The following is a 24,283-nucleotide window of genomic DNA, read 5'->3' on the forward strand; positions in this document are numbered from 1 at the left end:
ATGGCATGCAGATTGATACCAGCGGGCTACAGTTGCAGTCTATTGCAGGAAACAGCGGAAAAGCATACAAAGGCTTGCGACCAGATGGTACGCCTGTTTTTGTCAAGTATGAAATGCCACCGATTGTCAATGCTCTGGCTCGGGAACAAATCACTCCGCCCATCTTAAGTAGCGATAGGGATTTGGGTGTGGGAGACCGAGCTGTTCAGGAATGGCTGAATGGTCGGACTCTTAATCGTCACGATATGTCTGGGAAACAGGTCCAGCAAATTTTGGTCAGAATGCACTTTTCACGCATTCTGCTCAATCAGGCTCTCCAACTAAGTTATACCTATTTGGAGCCGGCGGAGTTGGTGAAGAAGTGGCAAAAAGAAGCGCCCAAGCAATTAGCTGGTAATTCCTACCTGCAATCTATCTGCAGAGAATTGTTGCAGACCACACCACGTTTCAGACAGGATTTGGCAACCTTTGTCCATGGGGATCTCCACCATAAAAACTGGGTGGAAACGACAAGTGGACTGATTTATTTGACGGATTGGGAAACAGCCTGTGTGACCGATCGGATGTTAGATGTCGCCTTTATATTGACCCATTACATTCCTAGACAGGAATGGGAAGAGTGGCTCAAGGGCTATGGCTACAAGTACAACAGTACGGTTATCAGTAAGATTTATTGGTATGGCCAACTAGGCTTCCTTAACCAAATTTCTAAACAACTTGAAAGTAACAATACCGAGGCGGCGAATCTAGAAATCTATGCCCTGCGGTTATTTAGACAGAATTTTTATAAGTATCAATGAGAGTAAGAAATCGTAAAGGTGCTAGTGAGCTCCTAGCCAATAATCCCCAGTATGTTATCTCCAATCCGGAAGAGTGCAAGGGGAAGTGGGCTGAAATTTTTGGAAACAGCAACCCTATCCACATTGAAGTTGGTTCAGGGAAAGGGCGTTTCGTAACAGGCATGGCCGCTCAAAATCCGGATATCAACTATATTGGGATTGACATTCAGATGACGGTCTTGAGCTACGCCTTGGATCGTGTTATTGAGGCTGGTTTGCCCAATATTAAATTGCTCCAGGTAGATGGATCTAGTTTGACTAACTATTTTGCACCAGCAGAAATTGACCAATTGTATCTGAATTTCTCAGATCCATGGCCTAAAAAACGTCATGAAAAACGTCGCTTGACCTACAAGTCCTTCTTAGATACCTATAAGGAAATACTTCCTGAAGAGGGAGAGATTCATTTTAAAACGGACAATCGTGGTTTATTTGAATATAGCTTGGCCAGCTTTTCTCAATATGGCATGACACTCAAACAGGTCTGGTTGGACCTCCATGCGGATGGTTTAGAAGGCAATGTCATGACCGAGTATGAAGAGAAATTCTCGAACAAAGGACAAGTTATCTACCGCGTAGAAGCACAGTTTTAAACAATAAAAGAGGAGGCAGTTCGTACAGGCTGCCTTTTCGCATCGTTTTTCTTGCTATTTTCTCTGGCATGTGCTAGAATGATAGGAGTAAATAAGAAGTAAAGGGGGTTGGCGCAAGTCAACCCTTTACCTGTACCTTAAGATAACGAAGGAGGTGTCTATGTCATCGATTGTTGATTTGGTCACAGAGGCGATTGCTCCCTCCATCCAGCCCCCTTATGAGCTGGTGGATGTGGAATATGGCAAGATGGGTGGAGAGTATGTCCTGTCCATTTTTGTGGATAAGGAGGGTGGCATTTCCCTGCAAGATACGGCAGACTTATCAGAGGTCATCAGCCCGCTCCTGGATGGGATTAAACCAGATCCATTTCCAGACCAATACATGTTGGAAGTGACTAGTCCTGGTTTGGAGCGTCCTTTGAAAACGGCGGCAGCTGTTGAGCAGGCGGTTGGAAAATACATCAATGTCAAGCTCTATCAGGCTATTGACAAGGTAAAAGTTTTTGAGGGGACCCTCTTGTCTTTTGATGGGACTGATTTGGTTCTAGAATACATGGACAAGACCCGTAAAAAAGAAGTAACCATTCCTTATCAGACTGTTGCCAAAGCCCGTTTGGCTGTTAAGATTTAATAGATTGATTTTTTAAGAAAGGACCTTTTGAATTCAAAAGGAAAACAAGATGAGTAAAGAAATGCTAGAAGCCTTCCGAATTTTAGAGGAAGACATGGGGATTAACAAGGTTGATATTATCGAAGCAGTGACAGAGTCGCTTCGCTCAGCCTACAAGCGTCGCTATGGCCAATCAGAGTCAGCTGTTATTGAGTTTGACGAGAAGAAGGGCGATTTCCACGTATTTACGGTTCGTGAAGTCGTAGATGAAGTTTTTGATAGCCGTTTGGAAATCAGCCTCAAGGATGCCTTGGCGATTTCATCTGCCTACGAAATGGGCGATAAAATCAAATTCCCAGAAGATCCTGCTGAATTCGGTCGTGTGGCGGCCCAGTCAGCCAAACAGACCATCATGGAAAAAATGCGCAAGCAAAAGCGTGCTATTACCTACAATACCTACAAGGAACATGAAAATGAAATCATGTCTGGTACGGTTGAACGGTTCGACAACCGCTTCATCTATGTCAACTTGGGAACTATTGAGGCACAATTGTCCAAGCAGGACCAGATTCCTGGTGAGGTTTTCCAATCCCACGACCGCATTGAAGTTTATGTTTATAAGGTCGAGGACAATGGTCGCGGTGTCAACGTTTTTGTAAGCCGTAGTCATCCAGAAATGATCAAACGCCTGATGGAGCAGGAGATTCCTGAAGTCTACGATGGTACCGTTGAAATCATGAGCGTGTCTCGTGAGGCAGGTGACCGGACCAAGGTTGCTGTTCGTAGCCACAATCCAAACGTGGACGCTATCGGTACAATCGTTGGTCGTGGTGGTTCAAATATCAAGAAAATTACGAGCAAGTTCCACCCAGCTCGCTACGATGCTAAGAACGACCGTATGGTGCCTGTTGAGGAAAACATCGACGTTATCGAGTGGGTGCCAGATGAGGCAGAATTCATCTACAATGCTCTCGCGCCTGCTGAAGTAGACCAAGTTCTCTTTGACACAGAAGATGGTAAGCACGCGACAGTCGTTGTACCAGATGATAAATTGTCACTTGCAATCGGTCGTCGTGGTCAAAACGTCCGCCTGGCGGCTCACTTGACTGGTTTCCGTATTGATATCAAGTCAGCTTCAGAGTATGAAGCTATTGAAGCAGCCCAATATGCAGCGGCAGAAATTGTCGAAGAAACGTCCGAAGAAGTAGAATAAGATTCAAGGAGCAACCATGGCAAAAGCTAGAAAAATACCCTTACGCAAGTCTGTGGTGTCCGGTGAAATCATCGACAAACGGGATTTGCTCCGCATTGTAAAAAATAAAGAGGGCCAGGTTTTCATTGACCCGACTGGTAAGGCAAATGGCCGTGGTGCCTACATCAAGCTGGATAATGATGAGGCGGCCCAGGCTAAGAAACGTCAGGTTTTCAACCGTTCCTTCAGCATGGAAGTGTCAGAAGAATTTTATGATGAATTGATTGCCTATGTCGACCACAAGGTCAAGAGGAGAGAGCTTGGACTCGAATAAGAAGCAAAAAATATTAAATTTACTGGGCTTGGCCCAACGGGCAGGTCGCCTGATTTCAGGGGAAGAATTGGTCGTTGATGCCATTCGCAAGCAGCAGGCAAAATTGGTCTTTTTAGCCAATGATGCTGCCGGAAATTTAAGCAAAAAAGTAACAGATAAAAGTCATACCTATCAAGTAGAAGTTGTAACCGCGTTTTCAACGCTGGAATTGAGTGCAGCTGTCGGCAAGGCTAGAAAGGTGCTTGCAGTGACAGACGCTGGATTTACAAAGAAGATGAGGTCTATTATGGAATAGAACAGGAGGACAAGGCATTGTCTAAGAAGAGATTGAATGAAATCGCCCGAGAATTGGGTGTAAGCAGTAAGGAAGTAGTGTCCAAGGCTCAAGAATTGGGTTTTGATGTCAAAAGCCATGCTTCGAGTGTTGATGAAGCGGGAGCTAAGCGAATTGCAGATAGTTTTTCAGTTAAAAAGCCGGAGGCGCCCAAACCAGCTCCTGTACAAGCTGAGAAAGTTGTAGAAAAGCCAAAGGTGGCAGAACAAAAGGTGGAGACACCGAAAGCTGAAAAAACAGTTGAAGCAAAACCTGTCAGCCAAGAGGTTAGCAAGCCAGCCCAACCGGTTCATCGTCCACAGAGTCGTAACTTCAAGGCAGAACGTGAGGCGCGCGCCAAGGAGCAAGCGGCCAAACGTGCCCAAGGTGGACAAGGGAAAGGCCGTCGTGACAACCGTCAAAGTGGCCAAGCTGGTCAAGGCAACAACCGCAACGACCGCCGTGATTTCCGTGGTAACCAAGGGGGCAATGACCGTAAGGAAAACCGCTTTGGAGACCGTCGCGACAATCGTGACAACCGCCGCCAAGACAATCGCGGAGGAAATGGTAGCTTTAATCGCAGCGACCGTCGTCAGGAGGAAGTGGTTCGTCCAGCTGCTCCTAAGATTGATTTCAAGGCCCGTGCAGCAGCTTTGAAAGCTGAGCAGAACGCAGAATACGCTAAGACAAGCGAGGAGCGTTTCTTGCAGGCTAAGGCAGCTAAAGACCAGCCTAAGAAGCCCAAGGAAATCAAATTTGAAGAGCCGGTTGTGGAAACAAAACCAATCGCTGAAACCAAACCTGCTTCAGTCCCAACTGCGGTAGCGGAAAGTACAGTCGATACGCGTCGTAAAAAACAAGCTCGACCAGATAAGAAGCGTGACTTTAATAGTGACGATGAAGATGGTCCACGTAAACAACAAAGAAATCGAAATAGTCAAAATCAAGTGAGAAATCAAAGAACAAGTAACTGGAATAACAACAAGAAAAATAAAAAAGGTAAGAACAATCAGACTGCCAAACCTGTCACAGAGCGTAAATTCCATGAATTGCCAACAGAGTTTGAGTATACAGCTGGTATGACCGTAGCAGAAATTGCGAAACGGATCAAGCGCGAGCCTGCTGAGATTGTTAAAAAGCTCTTCCTTATGGGGGTTATGGCAACTCAGAACCAATCTCTAGATGGCGACACCATCGAACTCCTTATGGTTGATTATGGAATTGAGGCCAAGGAAAAGGTTGAGGTTGATAACGCAGATATCGAACGTTTCTTTGTAGAAGAGGGCTACCTAAATGAAGAGGAAATGGTTGAACGTCCGCCTGTTGTTACCATCATGGGTCACGTTGACCACGGTAAAACAACGCTTTTGGATACCTTGCGTAATTCTCGTGTGGCGACAGGCGAGGCTGGTGGTATCACCCAGCATATCGGTGCCTACCAGATTGAGGATGCTGGCAAGAAAATTACCTTCTTGGATACGCCAGGACACGCGGCCTTTACCTCTATGCGTGCGCGTGGTGCTTCTGTTACCGACTTGACCATCCTTGTAGTAGCGGCGGACGACGGTGTTATGCCACAGACCATCGAGGCAATCAACCACTCTAAGGCTGCCAATGTCCCAATTATTGTTGCTATCAACAAGATTGATAAACCAGGTGCCAATCCAGAGCGTGTTATCGGTGAATTGGCAGAGCATGGTGTTATCTCAACAGCTTGGGGCGGCGAGTCTGAATTTGTTGAAATCTCAGCCAAGTTCAACCAAAACATCGACGAACTCTTGGAAACGGTGCTTCTTGTAGCGGAAATCCAAGAGCTCAAGGCTGATCCCACTGTTCGTGCCATCGGTACGGTTATCGAGGCGCATTTGGATAAAGGAAAAGGTGCGGTTGCGACCCTCTTGGTTCAACAAGGTACTCTTAATGTCCAAGATCCAATCGTTGTCGGCAATACCTTCGGTCGTGTTCGTGCTATGACCAACGACCTCGGTCGTCGTGTCAAGGTTGCAGGACCATCAACACCTGTTTCGATTACTGGTCTTAACGAGGCGCCAATGGCAGGCGATCATTTTGCGGTCTATGAAGATGAAAAATCTGCGCGTGCAGCAGGTGAAGAACGTGCCAAACGTGCCCTTCTCAAACAACGTCAGGCTACGCAACGTGTCAGTCTTGAAAACCTCTTTGATACTCTTAAAGCCGGTGAAGTCAAGTCTGTTAACGTGATTATCAAGGCAGACGTGCAAGGTTCGGTTGAGGCCTTGGCATCATCTCTTCAAAAAATTGAAGTCGAAGGTGTCCGTGTCAATATCGTTCACTCTGCAGTCGGTGCCATCAATGAGTCAGACGTGACTCTTGCAGCAGCGTCGAATGCTTTGATTGTCGGTTTCAACGTTCGTCCAACGGCAGAAGCGCGCCAGCAGGCAGAAACTGACGATGTTGAAGTGCGTCTCCACAGCATTATCTACAAGGTTATCGAGGAAATGGAAGATGCCATGAAGGGTATGCTGGATCCTGAGTACGAAGAAAAAATTATTGGTGAAGCAGTTATCCGTGAGACCTTCAAGGTATCCAAAGTTGGTACCATCGGTGGATTTATGGTTATCCGTGGTAAGGTTACCCGTGATTCAAGCGTCCGCGTTATCCGTGACGGTGTCGTTGTCTTCGACGGTAAATTGTCTAGTTTGAAACATTACAAGGACGATGTCAAGGAAGTTGGAAATGCCCAAGAGGGTGGTCTCATGATTGAAAACTTCAATGACATCAAGGTAGATGATACCATCGAAGCTTACATTATGGAAGAAATTAAGAAATAATAAGCAAGTAAGAGGTTGGAAAAGCAACCTCTTCGCTTTATAAGGAAATAGAAAGGAGTTCCTATGGCAAATCATTTTCGTACAGACCGCGTAGGGATGGAAATCAAGCGCGAAGTCAATGAGATTTTGCAAAAGAAAGTCCGTGATCCACGTGTGCAGGGCGTGACCATTACAGATGTACAGATGGTCGGTGACTTGTCCATGGCCAAGGTTTACTACACAATTATGAGTAATCTGGCTTCGGACAATCAAAAGGCTCAAACTGGTCTGCAAAAAGCGACAGGAACCATCAAACGGGAATTGGGGCGTAAGTTGACCCTCTACAAGATTCCTGATTTGGTCTTCGAAAAGGACCAATCCATTGAATACGGCAACAAGATTGATGAGATGTTGCGAGCTTTGGATAAGAAAGATTAAGCTAATCCCCTGTATTCACAGTTTGGCACTTGAGCGAAGGCTAGTTTTTCTCGAAATACAGTCAGTATTCCATCTCAACTGACCTTGAGTAGGAAAAAAACTATTTCTTGTCTAAAGGGACCTTACTTGTGAATATAGTTTCTAGAATCGGGTAGAAATACCTGATTTTTTCTTTTAAATGGCTATAAAAACCCAAAAAAATATATACTTTTCTAAAAATAGTAAATTTTCTGATAATTGTTGAAATTTGGCAAACAATTCGGTATAATAAATATAATTACAGTGTAAAGAGGAATTTATGGCAACATTATTAGAAAAAACACGGAATATTACGTCGATTTTAAAGCGTTCCGAAGAACAATTGGCAGAAGAACTGCCTTATAACGCGATTGCAGACCACCTGTCTGCAATTATCGACTGTAATACCTGTATTATCAATGCGGAAGGAGAAATCCTTGGCTACCACATGAACTACAAGACCAATAATGATCGTGTGGAAGAATTTTATGTCAATAAGCAATATCCGGAAGAGTATGTTAAGGCCATTGCGCAAGTTTATGACACGCAGGTCAACTTGCCGGTGGAGAGTGAATTGACAGCTATTCCGGTTGAATCTCGTTCGACCTATCCAAATGGTTTGACGACCATTGCACCAATTCACGTGACGGGTATTCGTTTTGGTTCGTTGATTATTTGGCGCAATGATGAGCAGTTCCACGATGATGATTTGATTTTGGTGGAGATTGCGGCGACGGTGGTTGGTATCCAGTTGCTCAACTTCCAGCGGGAAGAGGATGAGAAGAATATTCGTCGTCGGGCAGCGGTCAATATGGCGGTCAATACGCTTTCTTACTCAGAAATGAAGGCTGTAGCTGCGATTTTGGGTGAGTTGGATGGCAATGAAGGTCAGTTGACGGCCTCTGTCATTGCAGACCGTATCGGTATTACTCGTTCGGTGATTGTCAATGCTCTTCGTAAGCTGGAGAGTGCAGGTATTATTGAAAGCCGTTCTTTGGGTATGAAAGGGACTTATTTGAAAGTTCTGATTCCTGCTATTTTTGATGAGATTAAAAAACGTGACTACTAAGATGACAAAAGCGCTGATTTCGATTGATTATACGGTTGATTTTGTAGCGGACGATGGCAAATTGACAGCTGGTAAGCCTGCTCAAGCTATTGCAGACCGAATTGTGCAAGTGACCCAAGAAGCCTTTGACCGTGGGGACTATATTGTCTTTGCCATTGATGGGCATGAGGTGGATGACGATTTGCATCCAGAAAGCAAGCTCTTCCCACCGCATAATATCATGGGCACCAGTGGTCGTGATTTGTATGGTCCCCTGGCGAATTTTTATGCTGAATATCAGAACCATGCGCGTGTGCGTTGGATGGACAAACGCCATTATTCAGCCTTTTCTGGAACGGATTTGGATGTTCGTTTGCGGGAAAGAAGGATTGATACAGTGGTTTTGACGGGTGTTTTATCCGATATTTGTGTGCTCCATACCGCCATTGATGCTTATAACAAAGGTTATAAGATTGAAGTCATTTCTTCAGCAATTACGGCTTTGACGGAGGAAAATCATCAATTCGCCCTCAACCATCTGCAGCATGTGCTCGGTGCGACCATTATTGACTAGTGATTCTGACCAGCCAATCAGGCTGGTTTTTCCATGCCTAAAAGCTGACAAATGAGGTTATTTGGTTCTTTGTCCTCTTTCTAAAGTATGGTATAATGAGAAGATGAATTTCCAATAGGAGGAAGGTAAGTATGAAGATTTCTGAGGCTGAGGTGCGTCATGTTGCCAAGCTGTCTAAGCTGGAATTTACAGACCAGGAAACGGCGGAATTTGCGACGACCTTGAGCAAGATTGTTGACATGGTTGAGTTGTTAAATGAGGTGGATACGACAGGTGTGCCAGTGACGACCACCATGGCAGACCGGAAAAATGTCTTGCGTGCCGATGTGGCAGAGCAGGGTGAAAGTCGTGAGGACTTGTTCAAAAATGTACCTGAAAGTAAAGATTTCTACATCAAGGTACCAGCTATTTTAGACGTGGGAGGAGATGCCTAATGACATGGAATAATAAAACAGTTGATGAATTGCACGACCTCCTGGTCAAAAAAGAGATTTCTGCGGTCGAGTTGACCAAGGCGACGATTGAAGATATTCAGAGCCGAGAAGCTGTTGTGGATGCGTTTTTGAATATCAATGAAGACAAGGCTTTGGCACAGGCAGCTGCCCTCGACCAAAAAGGGATTGATGCGGACAATGTCATGGCCGGTATTCCTTTGGCGGTTAAGGATAATATTTCAACCAAGGGTATTTTGACAACGGCTGCGTCAAAAATGCTCTACAATTATGAGCCGATTTTTGATGCGACGGCTGTTGCTCAGGCCTATGCCAAGGATATGATTGTCATCGGTAAGACCAACATGGATGAATTTGCTATGGGTGGTTCCAATGAAAATTCTGCCTTCAAGCTGACGAAAAATGCTTGGGACCAGACAAAAGTGCCGGGTGGTTCATCAGGTGGTTCTGCGGCAGCTGTTGCGGCTGGTCAAGTTCGCCTGTCCTTGGGTTCAGATACAGGTGGTTCTATTCGCCAGCCTGCGGCCTTTAACGGAATTGTCGGTATTAAGCCAACTTATGGAACGGTTTCTCGTTTTGGTTTGATTGCCTTCGGTAGCTCCCTGGATCAGATTGGTCCTTTCTCTCAGACGGTCAAGGAAAATGCCCAGTTGCTCAACGTCATTGCTGGCCATGATAAGCGTGATGCGACCTCGACAGCTCATGAGATTGCTGACTTTACCAGCAAGATTGGTCAGGACATCAAGGGCATGAAAATCGCTCTTCCAAAAGAATACATGGGCGAAGGTATTGACCCGCAGGTCAAGGAAGTTATTCTTAAGGCGGCCAAGCATTTGGAAAGCTTGGGAGCTATTATCGAGGAAGTCAGTCTGCCTCACTCTAAGTATGGGGTTGCGGTTTATTACATTATCGCGTCGTCTGAGGCATCTTCAAACTTGCAACGTTTTGACGGAATCCGTTATGGTTTCCGGGCAGAAGATGCGACAAACTTGGATGAGATTTATGTGAAAACCCGTAGCCAAGGTTTTGGTGAGGAAGTTAAACGTCGTATTATGTTAGGTACATTTAGCTTGTCATCAGGTTACTATGATGCCTACTTCAAGAAGGCTGGCCAGGTGCGGACCTTGATTATTCAGGATTTTGAGAAAGTTTTTGCGGACTATGACTTGATTTTGGGGCCAACGGCACCGACGGTGGCTTATGGTCTGGGAACCCAGAGCCATGATCCGGTGGCCATGTATTTGGCGGATCTTTTGACTATTCCTGTCAACTTGGCTGGTCTGCCGGGGATTTCGATTCCTGCTGGATTTGTGGAAGGATTACCAGTTGGTTTGCAGTTGATTGGTCCAAAATATAGTGAAGAGACCGTTTATCAAGTGGCAGCGGCCTTTGAGGCGACGACGGATTACCACAAGCAACAACCAGTGATTTTTGGAGGTGACAAGTAATGAACTTTGAAACGATTATTGGTCTGGAAGTCCATGTGGAGCTCAATACCAATTCTAAAATTTTCTCACCTTCCAATGCTCATTTTGGTGAGGACGCCAATGCCAACACCAACATTATTGACTGGTCATTTCCGGGTGTTCTTCCGGTATTGAATAAGGGCGTTGTTGATGCGGGGATTAAGGCGGCCTTGGCGCTGAATATGGATATTCACAAGGATATGCACTTTGACCGCAAGAATTATTTCTATCCTGATAATCCCAAGGCCTACCAGATTTCTCAGTTTGACGAGCCAATCGGTTACAATGGTTGGATTGAGATTGAGCTAGAAGATGGTTCGACCAAGAAAATCCGGATTGAGCGGGCGCATTTAGAAGAGGATGCGGGGAAAAATACCCACGGCACCGATGGTTATTCTTATGTTGACCTCAATCGTCAGGGTGTGCCTTTGATTGAGATTGTATCTGAGGCGGATATGCGTTCGCCAGAGGAGGCTTATGCCTATCTGACAGCGCTCAAGGAAATTATCCAGTACACCGGCATTTCAGATGTGAAGATGGAAGAAGGCTCCATGCGGGTTGATGCCAATATCTCTCTTCGTCCCTATGGTCAGGAGCAGTTTGGTACCAAGACTGAGTTGAAAAACCTCAACTCCTTCAACTATGTGCGCAAGGGCTTGCAACATGAAGTAGAACGTCAGGCCAAAATATTACGTTCAGGTGGTCAAATCCAGCAGGAAACACGTCGTTATGATGAATCTACTGGGGAAACCATTCTCATGCGTGTAAAAGAAGGATCAGCTGACTACCGTTACTTCCCAGAGCCAGACTTACCGCTCTATGAGATTGATGATAGTTGGATTGAGGAAGTGCGTGCAGAATTGCCAGTCTTTCCAAAGGCTCGCCGTGCTCACTATGTGGAGAACTTGGGCTTGACGGCCTATGATGCAGGTCAGTTGACCTCTACCAAGGCCCTGTCTGACTTCTTTGAAGCGGCAGTAGCAGCAGGTGGCGATGCTAAACAAGTTTCTAACTGGTTGCAGGGTGAAGTGGCTCAATTCCTTAATGCAGAAAGCAAGACTATTAAGCAAATCGCTCTTACACCAGAAAACTTGGTTGAAATGATAGCCTTGATTGCAGACGGCACCATTTCATCTAAGATTGCCAAGAAAGTCTTTGTGCATCTAGCTAAAGAAGGTGGCTCAGCCAAGGAATATGTGGAAAAAGCTGGTTTGGTGCAGATTTCAGACCCAGAAGTTCTTATTCCGATTATTCACCAAGTCTTTGCGAATAACGAGGCAGCCGTTGCTGACTTCAAGTCCGGCAAACGCAATGCGGACAAGGCCTTTACAGGTTTCCTTATGAAGGCAACAAAAGGTCAGGCCAATCCACAAGTTGCTCAACAATTACTAGCCCAAGAATTGCAGAAGTTGTTGGATTAAATGAAATAATGAAGAGACTGAAACGGCTGTTTTGGTCTCTTTTAATGGCGATAGATATGAAGCTTTGAATTTTTCGATGCCCATCCGTCCTTTTTGCTTGTCATTCTAATAAATGGTATAATGAAAGGAATCAGAAAAAGAGGACATTATGAAATTTACAGATATGAAACTTAAGCCGTCCATCCAGGAGGCTTTGAAAGAGATTAACTTTGTCACGCCGACAGAGGTCCAGGAAAAATTGATTCCTGTGGTGCTATCTGGTCGTGACTTGATTGGAGAATCCAAGACTGGTTCGGGAAAGACCCATACCTTTTTAATTCCGATTTTCCAAAAATTGGACGAAGAGCTGGACCAGGTGCAGGCTGTTATCACAGCTCCGTCTCGTGAATTGGCGACCCAGATTTATCAAGCAGCCAAGCAGATGGCAGGGCATTTTCAACCTGAAGTCCGTGTGTCTAACTATGTCGGTGGGACGGATAAAAATCGCCAGATTGACAAATTGCAGGCTGGTCAGCCCCATATCGTTGTCGGAACGCCGGGTCGGATTTACGACTTGGTTCAATCGGGTGATTTGGCTATTCATAAGGCCAAGACCTTTGTCGTTGATGAGGCGGATATGACCTTGGACATGGGCTTTTTGGAGACGGTGGATAAGATTGCTGGGAGCCTGCCGAAGGATTTGCAATTCATGGTCTTTTCCGCGACCATTCCGCAAAAGCTCCAGCCTTTCTTGAAAAAATACCTGTCCAATCCTGTCATGGAACAAATCAAGACCCAGACAGTCATTTCGGATACCATTGAAAACTGGTTGATTTCGACAAAAGGGCGCGACCGCAATGCTCAAATTTTGGAAGCAACCAGGCTCATGCAGCCCTATTTAGCCATGATTTTTGTAAATACCAAGACTCGGGCAGATGAATTGCACAGCTACTTGCTTTCAAATGGATTGCGCGTGGCTAAAATTCACGGAGATATTCCACCTCGTGAACGCAAGCGTATCATGAACCAAGTTAAGAATTTGGATTATCAGTATATCGTAGCAACAGACTTGGCGGCTCGTGGGATTGATATTGAAGGAGTCAGCCATGTCATCAACGATGCCATTCCGCAGGACTTGTCCTTCTTTGTTCACCGGGTCGGTCGGACAGGACGCAATGGTTTGTCAGGTATTGCCATTACCCTTTATCAACCGAGCGACGATGCCGATATTCGTGAGTTGGAAAAACTCAATATCAAGTTCTTGCCCAAAGAAATGAAGGACGGCGAATTTGTCGATACCTATGACCGTGATCGTCGTGTTCAACGTGAAAAGACACGTGAAAAATTGGACATCGAGATGATTGGTCTGGTCAAGAAGAAGAAAAAGAAAATCAAGCCGGGCTATAAGAAGAAAATCCAGTGGGCGGTGGACGAAAAACGTCGTAAGACCAAGCGAGTGGAAGCGCGTGCTAAGGGGCGTGCAGAACGCAAAGCTAAGCGTCAAACCTTTTAAGAGTTAGCAGAGGGAGACCGATGTTACAATCAATATTAAGTAACTATTTGCAAGGACTACTCATTGCCACAATTATTGTGGTATTGCTGAGCTTGATTTGGTTTCTAATTCGAGCTTTAAAAAATCGAGATAAGACCTATCAAGAACGCCAAGAATTTTTATATGATTTATTGCTCATTAACATTATGACCATCCCTATTTTAGCTTTTGGAATCGTGGCCATTTTGTTAATGCTGAAGGCATAGAAGGAAGAAAGAATGTACGATACAATTGTCATTGGTGCAGGTCCTGCAGGCATGACCGCCGCACTTTATGCAGGACGGAGCAATCTCAAAGTTGCCCTCCTAGAACGCGGTATTTATGGCGGCCAGATGAACAACACCGCTGAGATTGAAAACTATCCAGGCTACGACCATATTTCTGGACCAGCCTTGGCTGAAAAAATGTTTGAACCCCTGGAAAAATTCGGTGTGGACCATATTTTCGGGACCCTCATCCGCATTGAAGAAGATGGACCTGTTAAAAAAGTGATTACCGAAGATGGCGTTTTGGAGACCAAGACGGTTGTTCTAGCCATGGGTGCCAAACACCGTCTGCTGGGAGTTCCAGGTGAAGATACCTACAACAGCCGCGGGGTTTCCTACTGCGCGGTCTGTGACGGAGCCTTCTTCCGTCAGCAAAAACTTTTGGTTGTCGGAGGGGGAGATTCTGCCGTGGAAGAGGCGCTTTTCCTGACCCAATTTGCAGAGTCTGTGACCATCGTTCACCGCAGAGATCAGCTACGTGCCCAAAAAGTTATCCAAGACCGAGCTTTTGCCAATGAAAAAATCAACTTCATCTGGGACAGTGTCGTCGAGGAAATCAAAGGAGATGACCTGCGCGTGCAAAGCGTGGTTATCAAGAATGTCAAGACTGAAGAATTGTCAGAGCTTGAATTTGGCGGAGTCTTTGTCTATGTGGGGCTGGATCCGATGACTGAAAGCGTTGCGGATTTGGGTATTACCGATGAGGCTGGCTGGGTTGTGACCAATGAAAAAATGGAAACCAGCAAGTATGGCATCTATGCCATCGGCGACATTCGCCAAAATCAGCTCCGTCAGATTGCGACGGCTGTTGGAAATGGTGCAGTAGCTGGACAGGAAGTCTACAACTACATTACAGAACACGCTGAATAGGAGAGCCTATGTTTCACATTTACGATGTTCAGAAAAACCCAGACGGTATTTCTTTTGAGAAAACACTGGATTTGAGCCAGGAAGTTCAGGGGCGTTCCAGCGAGGTTTTGGACCTATCGCCTGTCCAGGTGTCTGGTCGTGTCCATTTTGAGGCGGGGATCTTTTTCCTAGATTACCAGATGACCTACGACATTACCCTGGCTTCTAGCCGTTCGCTCCAGCCAGTGGTCTTACGTCGTGAGGAGCAGGTCAACGAACTCTTTGTGGCCAATGAAGCTGCTCTCAAGGACCAGGATTTGATTGACGAAGATATGGTTTTTGTGTTGGAAGAGGACTGCATTGTCCTAGAAGAAAGTGTCGCAGACAACATTATTCTCAACATTCCTATCAAGGTTTTGACGCCAGAAGAAGAGGCTGGGCAGGATTTGCCGTCGGGCCAATCTTGGACCCTGATGACCGAGGATGATTTCCAACAGGAAGTCAAGGAAAAGAAAGAGGCTAATAGTCCATTTGCTCAATTGCAGGGCTTGTTCGATGAGTGAAAAAGCTAGTGAAAGATTCAGAAAAATGTCGGAAGGTTAAATTATCAGAAAATTCTTGCCACTAGACTCTTTTCGGTGTATAATAGAAGATAGTAATTATAGGAGTTAGTATACATGACAAAAGCAAACTTTGGTGTAGTAGGGATGGCCGTTATGGGTCGTAACCTTGCTCTTAACGTTGAATCACGTGGTTACACAGTAGCCATTTACAACCGCTCTGCTGATAAGACAGAAGATGTGGTAGCTAGCAACCCAGGCAAAAACTTGGTACCAAGCTATGATGTGGAAAGTTTTGTCGCATCTATCGAAAAACCACGCCGTATCATGCTCATGGTTCAAGCAGGACCTGGTACAGATGCAACTATTCAATCTCTCTTGCCACACTTGGATGAAGGAGACATTTTGATTGATGGCGGAAATACCTTCTACGAAGATACCATTCGCCGTTCAAAAGAATTGGCAAATTCAGGCATCAATTTCATCGGTACAGGTGTGTCCGGTGGTGAAAAAGGTGCCCTTGAAGGTCCGTCTATCATGCCTGGTGGTCAAAAAGAAGCCTACGAATTAGTAGCGGATGTCTTGGAAGAAATTTCTGCAAAAGCTCCAGAGGACGGCGCTCCATGTGTGACTTATATCGGCCCAGATGGCGCTGGTCACTATGTAAAAATGGTCCACAACGGTATCGAGTATGGCGACATGCAGTTGATTGCTGAGTCTTATGACCTCATGCAACACCTGCTTGGTCTTTCGGTAGATGAAATGGCTGATATCTTTACTGAGTGGAACAAGGGTGAATTGGACAGCTACTTGATTGAAATCACTGCGGATATTTTGCAACGTAAGGATGATGAAGGTCAAGAAGGGCCAATCGTTGACTATATCATGGATGCGGCTGGTAATAAGGGTACTGGTAAATGGACTAGCCAATCATCACTTGATTTGGGTGTGCCATTGTCACTCATCACAGAATCTGTATTTGCCCGTTATATCTCAACCTACAAGGATGAGCGTGTGGCAGCTAGCAAGGTCCTTCCAAAACCAGCACCATTTGCCTATGACGGCGATAAGGCTGAGTTGGTAGAAAAAATCCGTCAAGCTCTTTACTTCTCAAAAATCATGTCTTACGCACAAGGTTTTGCGCAATTGCGCGTGGCGTCTAAGGAAAACAACTGGAACTTGCCATTTGGCGAAATCGCTAAAATCTGGCGTGCAGGTTGTATCATCCGTGCTCGTTTCTTGCAAAAGATTACCGATGCTTATGGACGTGATGAAGATTTGGCAAACTTGCTCTTGGATGAATACTTCCTTGACGTAACAGCTAAGTACCAACAAGCTGTCCGTGACGTTGTTGCCTTGGCAATTCAAGCAGGTGTTCCTGTGCCAACCTTCTCAGCAGCCATTACTTACTTTGACAGCTACCGCGCTGAGAACTTGCCAGCAAACTTGATCCAAGCACAACGCGACTATTTTGGTGCCCACACTTACAACCGTAAGGACAAAGAGGGTGTCTTCCACTATGATTGGTATAGCGAAAAATAAATAATAGAAGTAGGGCGTGCAAGCGCCCTTCTTTCTGACTGAAATGGTCTTGAAACTTTCGATTAGATAAGGATATTATGGCTAAGAAAATTTTGATTGCAGGTCGTGAGCGCAATCTCTCGCATTTTGTTTCCATGGAATTGCAGAAGAAGGACTATTTGGTGGACTATGCTTCTACTGGCCAGGAGGCTTTGTCCTTGGCGCATGAGACGGATTTTGATTTGATTCTCATGAGTTTTCAGCTGTCAGATATGTCCAGTAAGGAATTATCCACGCAGTTATTAGCTATCAAACCTGCATCCGTCCTGATTGTGGCTATTGATTCGGCAGATGTGGATGAGCATGGTGAGGAAGTCTTGTCCTATGCGGTTTCCTATGTGGTCAAGCCCTTTGTCATCAGCGAATTGGTCGAGCAGATTTCAGCTATTTTCCGTGGTCGGGATTTTATTGACAATCATTGTACTCAGGTTCCCTTGCAGGCTGCTTATCGAGATTTGAAAATCGATTTTCAAAATCGCACGGTATCCCGTGGAGATGAGCTGATTAACCTGACTCGTCGAGAGTACGATCTCCTGGCGACACTGATGAATAGTCCTGAGCCTGTCACTCGCGAACAATTGTTAGAGCGGGTTTGGAAATACGAGGCGACATCATCGGAAACCAATGTGGTAGATGTCTATATCCGCTATCTGCGTGGGAAATTGGATGTAGCTGGAAAACCGTCCTATATCAAGACAGTTCGCGGTGTTGGATATGCCATGCGTGACTAAGTAAGAAAGGCTTGTCCTTTCTTGAATTTGTAGACAAAGTCTTTTTTCGGACTTTCCTGAGGTGATGTCGGACGGTAGCGACTTCCTTCGGAATTCCATGCCTAGCCATTGAGCCTAAGGTCTCCATGGCTCCGAATGCTTGAAATTACAACATTTCAAGCATTTTCATCACAAGGGAAAACCTCGGTTTAGGCTCGCTCCGCTCGCAAAATAAATCAAATTTTTATTTTTCTTAGCAGAGCTACCCAGTTTATTTTACTTAGAGCATAGTTTGTCTACATTCTGAAGAAAGGCTTGTCCTTTCTTTTTTGCTGGGCTTGTGTTAGTATTGTTAGTAAGAAATCTAAGGAGTAATTATGAATTCGTCGTTTAAAGAAAAGGCCTTGCTAATTTTATTGGCGGGTGCAATCCTCTTAGCTGTCCTTAATTGGTCGGCCTTGTACGCTATTATTAAGCTTGTCCTAGCAAGTATGAACTCTCTCTTCATTGGAGCAATCATTGCTTTCATCTTGAATGTACCTATGAAAAAGCTGGAAGAACAGCTTGAAAAGGTCGCTTTTTTGAAAAAATCCAGCCGTAGTTTGGCCATTGTAGGGGTCCTCATTGCCTTTGTGATGATTGTGACAGGTTTGGTTCTGATTGTCTTGCCAACCCTGACCAAGACAGTTTCAGAGCTAGTAACCGTCAGCAGGACGGCTATTCCAAAATCGGTCACAGCCCTTACGGATTTTCTGGAGTCCAATGGTTTCTTGTCTGGCCAGATTGGTGACCAGATTGCAGGTTTTATTGAACAGTTTAGGAATCTAGACTTTATTTCTAGTATTGTCACTCCGGTTCTGTCTCATCTGGTATCCAATGTTACAGGCATTTTTTCCAACACAATGACCCTGGTTATGGCCTTTTTCTTCACTTTGGCTATCCTGGGAAGCAAGGAACATCTGCAGTCCATGACGGGGAAACTCTTGCAGGCTACTCTGCCACAGAAAGCAGTTCGTCTGATCAACTACGTCGGTGAAGTTGTGATAGATACCTATGATAAATTCTTGATGAGCCAAATTGTAGAGGCCGTTATTATTGGGGTCTTGGTCTTTGTCAGCTATGGACTTTCTGGCATCCCTTATGCTAGCATGGCCGGTATTTTGGCAGGGGTCCTATCCTTCGTTCCCTATATCGGTCCATTTACAGCCTGCCTGATTAGTGCCCTCTTTGTGGCGGTACAAAATCCTTTGTTGGCTCTGTGGTCTATTATTCTCTTCCAAATCATTCAATTGATTGAAGGTAATGTCATCTATCCGCGCGTAGTTGGACAGTCGGTTGGTCTGCCAACCCTCTTCACCCTGGCTGCAGCCCTGATTGGTGGAAATTTGTTTGGCCTTCTAGGAATGGTCTTCTTCACACCAATTTTTGCGGTCATTTACCGTCTGGTCAGGGAATGGGTTCACCATCGCTTGGATGACCAGATTGAAAGTGCTTAGGAAAGCGTGCTTATCGCTTTCTTTTATTTTTGATTATTTTATGCTATACTGAAGTGATAAAAGCAAAGTAGGAGAAAGAGCATGCGTTGTCCAAAGTGTCAGAGTTTGAAGTCAAGTGTTGTTGATAGTCGCCAGGCAGAAGATGGGAATACCATCCGTCGTCGCCGTTCCTGTGACCAATGTGGTCAGCGTTTTACCACCTATGAGCGAATTGAGGAAAAAACACTAGTAGTCGTTAAAAAAGACGGCACCCGTGAGCAATTTTCGAGAGAGAAAATCTTTAATGGCATTATTCGTTCGGCTCAGAAACGTCCAGTATCAACCGGTGATATTGATCAGGTGGTCAATCGAATAGAACAAAAGGTTCGAGCCCAAAATGATAGCGAAGTAGAAAGTGACTTTATCGGCAATTTGGTCATGGAAGAATTGGTTGAACTAGATGAAATCACTTATGTACGCTTTGCCTCTGTCTATCGCTCTTTCAAAGATGTTGGTGAGTTAGAAAACTTGCTCAAGCAGATGATTTCTAAGGGGTCAAAAGTGAAACCAGGTGCCAAAGATGAAACCAAATGATCCCTTTACCTATCTGAAAGCTGGGAATTTTGCACCTGATGTAATCAGTCTGAGCAAATGTTACCAGCCCATCATCGGTTTGGATGCGCTAGCGCTGTATTACTATTTATATAGTTTTGGTGACTCGGGGCAGGGGCGTTACCAATGGACTAGCATTCTAAATCACATGAATGTTGGCTTTCATCGCTTGCAGCAGGCGCTGGATATTCTGTCAGCAGTGGGTCTGTTGAAGATTTATCAGCTTGACGAGACTAGGGGCCTAGAGCTAATGCCTCCTTTAAGCGTCGGAGAATTTTTAGGCAAGCCCTTGTATAGGCATCTTCTTGAGCAAAGAATTGGCGAGGTTTCTGTGGAGAATCTCATACCCGCCAGCCCTAGCCAGGATAAGAATGTTTCCAAATCTTTCTCAGACGTTTTCGATGTGGAAGGACAGATTTCTCCTGTAGTTAAGAGTAAGAGGGACTTTGACTGGTCAGCCTTCAAGGCTATGATGGCCAAGGACCAGCTACGATTTCAGGATGAGACGGACGATGTGATTGCTCTTAGTCACATAGCAGAGCGGTCCGGCTGGACCTGGTTGGAAACCTATCGCAAGGCCAAGGAAACGGCTATCGGCCAGGTTATTTCGACCAAACGACTGTCACAGTCAGACCAAGCCTCCGCTAAACAAACGAGTGGGCTCACAGACCAGGAAAAAATCATCGTTCGTGAGGCCAAGTCCAAGTCTAGTCTGGAATTTTTGGTCTTCATTAAGGAACAAAGAAAGGCAGCAGTGAACCAGTCGGAGCGCAAGTGCCTGACAGATTTGGCTCAAATTGGTCTCTTGGATGAAGTTATCAATGTCCTTGTTCTTTATACTTTTAATAAGGTGGATTCGGCCAATCTGAATGAAAAATACGCCCTCAAGTTGGGCAATGATTTTTCCTATAAGGGGATTGGAAATGCAGAGGCAGCTGTCCTTTATCTGAGGGAATTGAAAGCAGGAAACAACAAGAAGGCAAGTGTCCTGAACAAGCAAGTGTCAGCAACTAATGTGCCGGACTGGAGCAAGGAAGAAGTTAAGCAAGAGCAAACGAGAGAAGGACAGGCCCAACTAGCCGCCCTCTATCGCGAATTGGAAGAAATGGAAACACAAGGAGGTGGCTGATGAAATCAGTGCAAGACAGGCTGTCACAAACAGCCAACTCTAGTCGCAAGTCCTATCAAGAACTCTACCAGGAGATTGTAGCGGATGCAGATGTGGCTGACTTTATAAAAGAACAAGGTTTGACACAGCAGGAAATTACCTTGTCTATTTCCAAATTTTTGGAATATATCAGCCAGCGCGACCAGTTTCTCAAGCAAGACGAAAGTTATATGGCTAAGGGCTACCAGCCTGTTCTCATTATGAATGAGGGCTATGCGGACGTGTCCTATTTGGAAACGGCAGAATTGGTTGAGTATCGTCGTCTGGAAGCTATCAAAAATCGCATTCAGCTCATCAATATGCCAGCCAGTCTGAAAAATGTGACGGTGGCGGACATTGATAAGAACGATGAAAATCGGGTGGAAATCATGTTGGCCATTGCAGATTTTGTCAAACGCTTTGATGAAAAGCCCAAAGGACTCTATATCTACGGTCATTTTGGCATTGGCAAGTCCTATCTCATGGCTTATTTGGCTAATCTCTTGTCTAAAACGCATTTGCAGTCGACCACCATTCTCCATTATCCGACTTTTGTGGTGGATATAAAAAATGCCATCAAAGACGGTTCAGTTAAGGATAAGATTGACGAGATTAAGACCGCTCAAGTTTTGGTCTTGGATGATATTGGGGCTGAGCAACATAGTCCGTGGGTGCGTGACGATGTGCTACAGGTCATTCTTCAATACCGCATGCAGGAAAATCTACCGACCTTCTTTACTTCCAATTTCTCCCTTGATGATTTGGAGCGGCATTTCGCCTCTGGCAAGTCTGGTGATGAAACCTGGCAGGCCAAACGTGTCATGGAGCGCATTCGCTATTTGGCACGAGATTTACACCTGAAAGGGATCAACCGACGATGAATGAAACCATTGATTTGATGCTGGCCCATAGTTCTGTCCGCCGTTTTACAGATGAACCGATTGAGCGGGCGGATTTAGAGGCTATTATCACAGCTGGCCGTGCTGCCTCCAGCTGGAAGAATTTCCAGTCCTACTCAATAATTGTCATCCAGACTGAGGAAAAAAAGCAGGCCCTGTATGATTTGGTGCCCCAACCTGCTATCTTGCAGGCCAAGGCCATTCTGTTTTTCGTCGGCGACCACAATCGTGCCAGCAAGGCAGCGGAACTCCACGGAACCGATTTTGATGCCAAGGGTACGGAAAATCTCTTGATTTCCTCGGTTGATGCGTCTTTGGCTGGTCAGAATGCCCTGCTTGCTGCGGAAAGTCTAGGTTACGGCGGTGTCTTTATCGGCATGATTCGTCATCAGGCTTTGGCAATGGCAGAGCTGTTCAATTTACCAGACTATACCTATCCGATTTTTTGTATTGCACTAGGTCTTCCAGCTCAAGCTCATCCTGTCAAACCGCGTTTGGCGACAGAGGCAATTGTCTTTGAGGAAGAGTATGTCGAGCAGGATATTGAAATCATCAAATCCTACGATCAGATCCAGACAGTATACGCTGGAGACCGCCAGACTGAATTGTGGTCAGAACGGATTGTAGCCCAATTTGGCCAGGCAGAACAAGCTGAAACCAAGGTTATTTTAGAAAAAAATAAATTATTGTAAGAGAAGAGGAGGAGCTATGGCTCTACCAACTATTGCCATCGTGGGACGTCCCAACGTTGGTAAATCAACATTATTTAACCGGATTGCGGGGGAACGCATTTCTATCGTCGAGGATGTGGAAGGTGTGACACGCGACCGTATCTATGCGACTGCTGAATGGCTCAATCGCAAGTTCTCCATCATTGATACTGGAGGAATTGACGATGTAGACGCACCGTTCATGGAGCAAATCAAGCACCAGGCTGATATTGCTATGAGCGAGGCTGATGTCATTGTCTTTGTCGTGTCTGGAAAAGAGGGTGTGACCGATGCGGATGAGTATGTATCTCGCGTCCTTTACAAGACCAACAAGCCAGTCATTTTAGTTGTCAACAAGGTCGACAACCCAGAGATGCGTAATGAGATTTATGATTTTTATTCGCTTGGACTAGGTGATCCCTATCCTGTGTCATCTGTCCACGGGATTGGTACGGGGGATGTCTTGGATGCTATCATTGAAAACCTACCAAATGAAGAGATTGAAGAAAATCCAAACATTATCAAGTTCAGCTTGATTGGTCGACCAAATGTCGGTAAGTCCAGTTTGATTAACGCTATTTTGGGGGAAGAGCGCGTGATTGCTTCTCCAGTCGCTGGTACGACCCGCGATGCCATTGACACGCATTTCACGGATCCTGACGGTCAGGAATTTACCATGATTGATACGGCAGGGATGCGTAAGTCTGGTAAGGTTTATGAAAATACCGAGAAATATTCAGTCATGCGTGCCATGCGTGCCATCGACCGTTCAGATGTGGTCCTCATGGTCATCAATGCTGAAGAAGGCATTCGTGAATACGACAAGCGGATTGCTGGCTTTGCCCATGAGGCAGGTAAGGGAATCATCATCGTGGTCAACAAGTGGGATACGCTTGAAAAAGACAACCATACGATGAAACAATGGGAAGATGATATTCGCGACCAATTCCAGTACCTGTCCTATGCACCGATTATCTTTGTGTCGGCCCTGACCAAGCAACGCTTGCACAAGTTGCCAGAGATGATTAAGGCTATCAGCGAGAGCCAAAATATGCGGATTTCTTCGTCTGTCCTCAACGATGTCATCATGGATGCCATTGCCATCAACCCGACACCGACAGACAAGGGCAAACGCTTGAAAATCTTCTATGCGACCCAAGTTGCGACCAAGCCACCAACCTTCGTGGTCTTTGTCAATGAAGAAGAGCTCATGCACTTTTCATACATGCGTTTCTTGGAGAATCAAATTCGCAAGGCCTTCGTCTTTGAAGGAACACCGATTCATTTGATTGCACGGAAACGGAAGTAACACACATGAGAGGACCTCTTGGTCTTCTTTTTTGCTTAAAACCCAATTTCCTTATTGACAATTGACTCTTTAGCTTAAAACCCAATTTTCCTTATTGACAATTGACTCTTTAGCTGATAGAATAATCAAGCTATCATTTGAAGCATTTGTTGATCAGGCTTTTAGAACCTAGCCGATGAAAAAAATTAAAAATTTTTAAAAAGCTATTGACAGTATTAGATATAGATGATAGAATAATGAAGTTGTCTCGCGAGGGACTGTTGGCGAAGCAGAAACGAAAAAAAGTTTCAAAAAGTAGTTGACAGGAAATCAGGGATGTGATATACTGATATAGTTGTCGCAAGCGACGACAAGACCTTTGAAAATTAAAGAAGACGAACCAAACGTGCAGGGTGATTTATAGCAATATAAATCGTCAATGACAAAAAACAATAAACGGATAAGCCAGAGTGCTTAGTCGGACAAACTAATTTTAATGAGAGTTTGATCCTGGCTCAGGACGAACGCTGGCGGCGTGCCTAATACATGCAAGTAGAACGCTGAAGGA

Annotated in this window: 24 protein-coding genes, 1 rRNA gene and 1 pseudogene; all 26 read left to right on the forward strand. The window is 45.2% G+C overall.

Annotation, left to right across the window (positions count from 1 at the left end):
- Positions 1-5 precede the first annotated feature (5 nt).
- Complete coding sequence (locus ACHBIF_RS06620) at positions 6-800, forward strand: phosphotransferase family protein (RefSeq protein WP_105111607.1); 795 nt, start codon at positions 6-8, stop codon at positions 798-800.
- Entirely contained in the window at positions 797-1,432 is a 636-nt protein-coding gene (gene trmB / locus ACHBIF_RS06625; RefSeq protein ID WP_105111608.1) for a tRNA (guanosine(46)-N7)-methyltransferase TrmB, read from the forward strand. The genes ACHBIF_RS06620 and trmB overlap by 4 nt, the downstream gene beginning before the upstream one ends.
- Before the next feature lie 160 nt (positions 1,433-1,592).
- A complete protein-coding gene (rimP, locus tag ACHBIF_RS06630) occupies positions 1,593-2,063 on the forward strand; it encodes a ribosome maturation factor RimP (RefSeq protein WP_125266114.1) in 471 nt (156 codons plus the stop codon).
- A gap of 49 nt (positions 2,064-2,112) precedes the next feature.
- Positions 2,113-3,255, forward strand: coding sequence for a transcription termination factor NusA (gene nusA / locus ACHBIF_RS06635; protein ID WP_125266113.1), 1,143 nt, complete (start codon positions 2,113-2,115; stop codon positions 3,253-3,255).
- Positions 3,256-3,271: 16 nt separating this feature from the next.
- Positions 3,272-3,568 carry an RNase P modulator RnpM gene (rnpM, locus tag ACHBIF_RS06640; protein ID WP_105111611.1) on the forward strand — a complete coding sequence of 99 codons (297 nt, stop codon included), beginning with the start codon at positions 3,272-3,274 and terminating at the stop codon, positions 3,566-3,568.
- Positions 3,525-3,863, forward strand: a complete 339-nt coding sequence (locus ACHBIF_RS06645) for a YlxQ-related RNA-binding protein (protein WP_105111612.1) — start codon at positions 3,525-3,527, stop codon at positions 3,861-3,863. The genes rnpM and ACHBIF_RS06645 overlap by 44 nt, the downstream gene beginning before the upstream one ends.
- Positions 3,864-4,492: 629 nt before the next feature.
- Positions 4,493-6,691 (forward strand): annotated as a pseudogene (infB, locus tag ACHBIF_RS06650) (translation initiation factor IF-2); the annotation flags it as partial.
- Positions 6,692-6,754: 63 nt separating this feature from the next.
- Positions 6,755-7,108, forward strand: a complete 354-nt coding sequence (gene rbfA / locus ACHBIF_RS06655) for a 30S ribosome-binding factor RbfA (protein WP_105111614.1) — start codon at positions 6,755-6,757, stop codon at positions 7,106-7,108.
- 298 nt (positions 7,109-7,406) lie between these two features.
- Complete coding sequence (gene codY / locus ACHBIF_RS06660) at positions 7,407-8,195, forward strand: GTP-sensing pleiotropic transcriptional regulator CodY (RefSeq protein WP_105111615.1); 789 nt, start codon at positions 7,407-7,409, stop codon at positions 8,193-8,195.
- A gap of 1 nt (position 8,196) precedes the next feature.
- The gene (locus tag ACHBIF_RS06665; protein ID WP_394719435.1) at positions 8,197-8,748 is read left to right on the forward strand and encodes a cysteine hydrolase family protein; all 552 of its coding nucleotides are present in this window, start codon (positions 8,197-8,199) and stop codon (positions 8,746-8,748) included.
- 131 nt (positions 8,749-8,879) lie between these two features.
- Complete coding sequence (gene gatC, locus ACHBIF_RS06670) at positions 8,880-9,182, forward strand: Asp-tRNA(Asn)/Glu-tRNA(Gln) amidotransferase subunit GatC (RefSeq protein ID WP_172073670.1); 303 nt, start codon at positions 8,880-8,882, stop codon at positions 9,180-9,182.
- On the forward strand, positions 9,182-10,648 hold the full coding sequence (gene gatA, locus ACHBIF_RS06675) for an Asp-tRNA(Asn)/Glu-tRNA(Gln) amidotransferase subunit GatA (protein ID WP_394719438.1): 1,467 nt from the start codon (positions 9,182-9,184) through the stop codon (positions 10,646-10,648). The genes gatC and gatA overlap by 1 nt, the downstream gene beginning before the upstream one ends.
- The gene (gene gatB, locus ACHBIF_RS06680) at positions 10,648-12,087 is read left to right on the forward strand and encodes an Asp-tRNA(Asn)/Glu-tRNA(Gln) amidotransferase subunit GatB (protein WP_394719440.1); all 1,440 of its coding nucleotides are present in this window, start codon (positions 10,648-10,650) and stop codon (positions 12,085-12,087) included. Before gatA ends, gatB begins: the two co-directional genes overlap by 1 nt.
- A gap of 148 nt (positions 12,088-12,235) precedes the next feature.
- The gene (locus ACHBIF_RS06685; protein ID WP_170242374.1) at positions 12,236-13,579 is read left to right on the forward strand and encodes a DEAD/DEAH box helicase; all 1,344 of its coding nucleotides are present in this window, start codon (positions 12,236-12,238) and stop codon (positions 13,577-13,579) included.
- Between the two features lie 20 nt (positions 13,580-13,599).
- The gene (locus ACHBIF_RS06690; protein ID WP_105122970.1) at positions 13,600-13,824 is read left to right on the forward strand and encodes a DUF4059 family protein; all 225 of its coding nucleotides are present in this window, start codon (positions 13,600-13,602) and stop codon (positions 13,822-13,824) included.
- 12 nt (positions 13,825-13,836) lie between these two features.
- A complete protein-coding gene (gene trxB, locus ACHBIF_RS06695) occupies positions 13,837-14,754 on the forward strand; it encodes a thioredoxin-disulfide reductase (protein ID WP_167785927.1) in 918 nt (305 codons plus the stop codon).
- 8 nt (positions 14,755-14,762) lie between these two features.
- Complete coding sequence (locus ACHBIF_RS06700; protein ID WP_394719443.1) at positions 14,763-15,296, forward strand: YceD family protein; 534 nt, start codon at positions 14,763-14,765, stop codon at positions 15,294-15,296.
- Between the two features lie 114 nt (positions 15,297-15,410).
- Positions 15,411-16,835 (forward strand): NADP-dependent phosphogluconate dehydrogenase, encoded by a 1,425-nt coding sequence (gene gndA, locus ACHBIF_RS06705; protein ID WP_105111624.1) that lies wholly within the window; start codon positions 15,411-15,413, stop codon positions 16,833-16,835.
- Positions 16,836-16,912: 77 nt separating this feature from the next.
- Positions 16,913-17,605, forward strand: coding sequence for a DNA-binding response regulator (locus ACHBIF_RS06710; protein WP_105111625.1), 693 nt, complete (start codon positions 16,913-16,915; stop codon positions 17,603-17,605).
- A gap of 356 nt (positions 17,606-17,961) precedes the next feature.
- On the forward strand, positions 17,962-19,080 hold the full coding sequence (locus ACHBIF_RS06715) for an AI-2E family transporter (RefSeq protein ID WP_257104836.1): 1,119 nt from the start codon (positions 17,962-17,964) through the stop codon (positions 19,078-19,080).
- An 81-nt stretch (positions 19,081-19,161) separates the two neighbouring features.
- Complete coding sequence (nrdR, locus tag ACHBIF_RS06720) at positions 19,162-19,653, forward strand: transcriptional regulator NrdR (RefSeq protein ID WP_105110283.1); 492 nt, start codon at positions 19,162-19,164, stop codon at positions 19,651-19,653.
- Complete coding sequence (locus ACHBIF_RS06725) at positions 19,640-20,800, forward strand: replication initiation/membrane attachment protein (RefSeq protein WP_172079608.1); 1,161 nt, start codon at positions 19,640-19,642, stop codon at positions 20,798-20,800. Before nrdR ends, ACHBIF_RS06725 begins: the two co-directional genes overlap by 14 nt.
- A complete protein-coding gene (gene dnaI, locus ACHBIF_RS06730; RefSeq protein ID WP_394719447.1) occupies positions 20,800-21,699 on the forward strand; it encodes a primosomal protein DnaI in 900 nt (299 codons plus the stop codon). The genes ACHBIF_RS06725 and dnaI overlap by 1 nt, the downstream gene beginning before the upstream one ends.
- Positions 21,696-22,409, forward strand: a complete 714-nt coding sequence (locus ACHBIF_RS06735) for a nitroreductase family protein (RefSeq protein WP_172079606.1) — start codon at positions 21,696-21,698, stop codon at positions 22,407-22,409. The genes dnaI and ACHBIF_RS06735 overlap by 4 nt, the downstream gene beginning before the upstream one ends.
- 16 nt (positions 22,410-22,425) lie before the next feature.
- Complete coding sequence (der, locus tag ACHBIF_RS06740) at positions 22,426-23,736, forward strand: ribosome biogenesis GTPase Der (RefSeq protein ID WP_257117413.1); 1,311 nt, start codon at positions 22,426-22,428, stop codon at positions 23,734-23,736.
- Between the two features lie 471 nt (positions 23,737-24,207).
- Positions 24,208-24,283, forward strand: a 16S ribosomal RNA gene (locus ACHBIF_RS06745); the annotation flags it as partial.

The organism is Streptococcus sp. A11, assembly GCF_043674225.1.
Classification (GTDB): domain Bacteria; phylum Bacillota; class Bacilli; order Lactobacillales; family Streptococcaceae; genus Streptococcus; species Streptococcus suis_V.

Coding starts and splice junctions, on each gene's coding strand:
- ACHBIF_RS06725 (WP_172079608.1), top strand. CDS start 19,640: ATGAAACCAAATGATCCCTTTACCTATCTGAAAGCTGGGAATTTTGCA.
- ACHBIF_RS06710 (WP_105111625.1), top strand. CDS start 16,913: ATGGCTAAGAAAATTTTGATTGCAGGTCGTGAGCGCAATCTCTCGCAT.
- ACHBIF_RS06685 (WP_170242374.1), top strand. CDS start 12,236: ATGAAATTTACAGATATGAAACTTAAGCCGTCCATCCAGGAGGCTTTG.
- ACHBIF_RS06715 (WP_257104836.1), top strand. CDS start 17,962: ATGAATTCGTCGTTTAAAGAAAAGGCCTTGCTAATTTTATTGGCGGGT.
- der (WP_257117413.1), top strand. CDS start 22,426: ATGGCTCTACCAACTATTGCCATCGTGGGACGTCCCAACGTTGGTAAA.
- ACHBIF_RS06645 (WP_105111612.1), top strand. CDS start 3,525: ATGTCGACCACAAGGTCAAGAGGAGAGAGCTTGGACTCGAATAAGAAG.
- rimP (WP_125266114.1), top strand. CDS start 1,593: ATGTCATCGATTGTTGATTTGGTCACAGAGGCGATTGCTCCCTCCATC.
- trxB (WP_167785927.1), top strand. CDS start 13,837: ATGTACGATACAATTGTCATTGGTGCAGGTCCTGCAGGCATGACCGCC.
- rbfA (WP_105111614.1), top strand. CDS start 6,755: ATGGCAAATCATTTTCGTACAGACCGCGTAGGGATGGAAATCAAGCGC.
- gatB (WP_394719440.1), top strand. CDS start 10,648: ATGAACTTTGAAACGATTATTGGTCTGGAAGTCCATGTGGAGCTCAAT.
- ACHBIF_RS06620 (WP_105111607.1), top strand. CDS start 6: ATGCAGATTGATACCAGCGGGCTACAGTTGCAGTCTATTGCAGGAAAC.
- gatA (WP_394719438.1), top strand. CDS start 9,182: ATGACATGGAATAATAAAACAGTTGATGAATTGCACGACCTCCTGGTC.
- rnpM (WP_105111611.1), top strand. CDS start 3,272: ATGGCAAAAGCTAGAAAAATACCCTTACGCAAGTCTGTGGTGTCCGGT.
- gndA (WP_105111624.1), top strand. CDS start 15,411: ATGACAAAAGCAAACTTTGGTGTAGTAGGGATGGCCGTTATGGGTCGT.
- nusA (WP_125266113.1), top strand. CDS start 2,113: ATGAGTAAAGAAATGCTAGAAGCCTTCCGAATTTTAGAGGAAGACATG.
- trmB (WP_105111608.1), top strand. CDS start 797: ATGAGAGTAAGAAATCGTAAAGGTGCTAGTGAGCTCCTAGCCAATAAT.
- ACHBIF_RS06665 (WP_394719435.1), top strand. CDS start 8,197: ATGACAAAAGCGCTGATTTCGATTGATTATACGGTTGATTTTGTAGCG.
- codY (WP_105111615.1), top strand. CDS start 7,407: ATGGCAACATTATTAGAAAAAACACGGAATATTACGTCGATTTTAAAG.
- nrdR (WP_105110283.1), top strand. CDS start 19,162: ATGCGTTGTCCAAAGTGTCAGAGTTTGAAGTCAAGTGTTGTTGATAGT.
- ACHBIF_RS06690 (WP_105122970.1), top strand. CDS start 13,600: ATGTTACAATCAATATTAAGTAACTATTTGCAAGGACTACTCATTGCC.
- ACHBIF_RS06700 (WP_394719443.1), top strand. CDS start 14,763: ATGTTTCACATTTACGATGTTCAGAAAAACCCAGACGGTATTTCTTTT.
- ACHBIF_RS06735 (WP_172079606.1), top strand. CDS start 21,696: ATGAATGAAACCATTGATTTGATGCTGGCCCATAGTTCTGTCCGCCGT.
- dnaI (WP_394719447.1), top strand. CDS start 20,800: ATGAAATCAGTGCAAGACAGGCTGTCACAAACAGCCAACTCTAGTCGC.
- gatC (WP_172073670.1), top strand. CDS start 8,880: ATGAAGATTTCTGAGGCTGAGGTGCGTCATGTTGCCAAGCTGTCTAAG.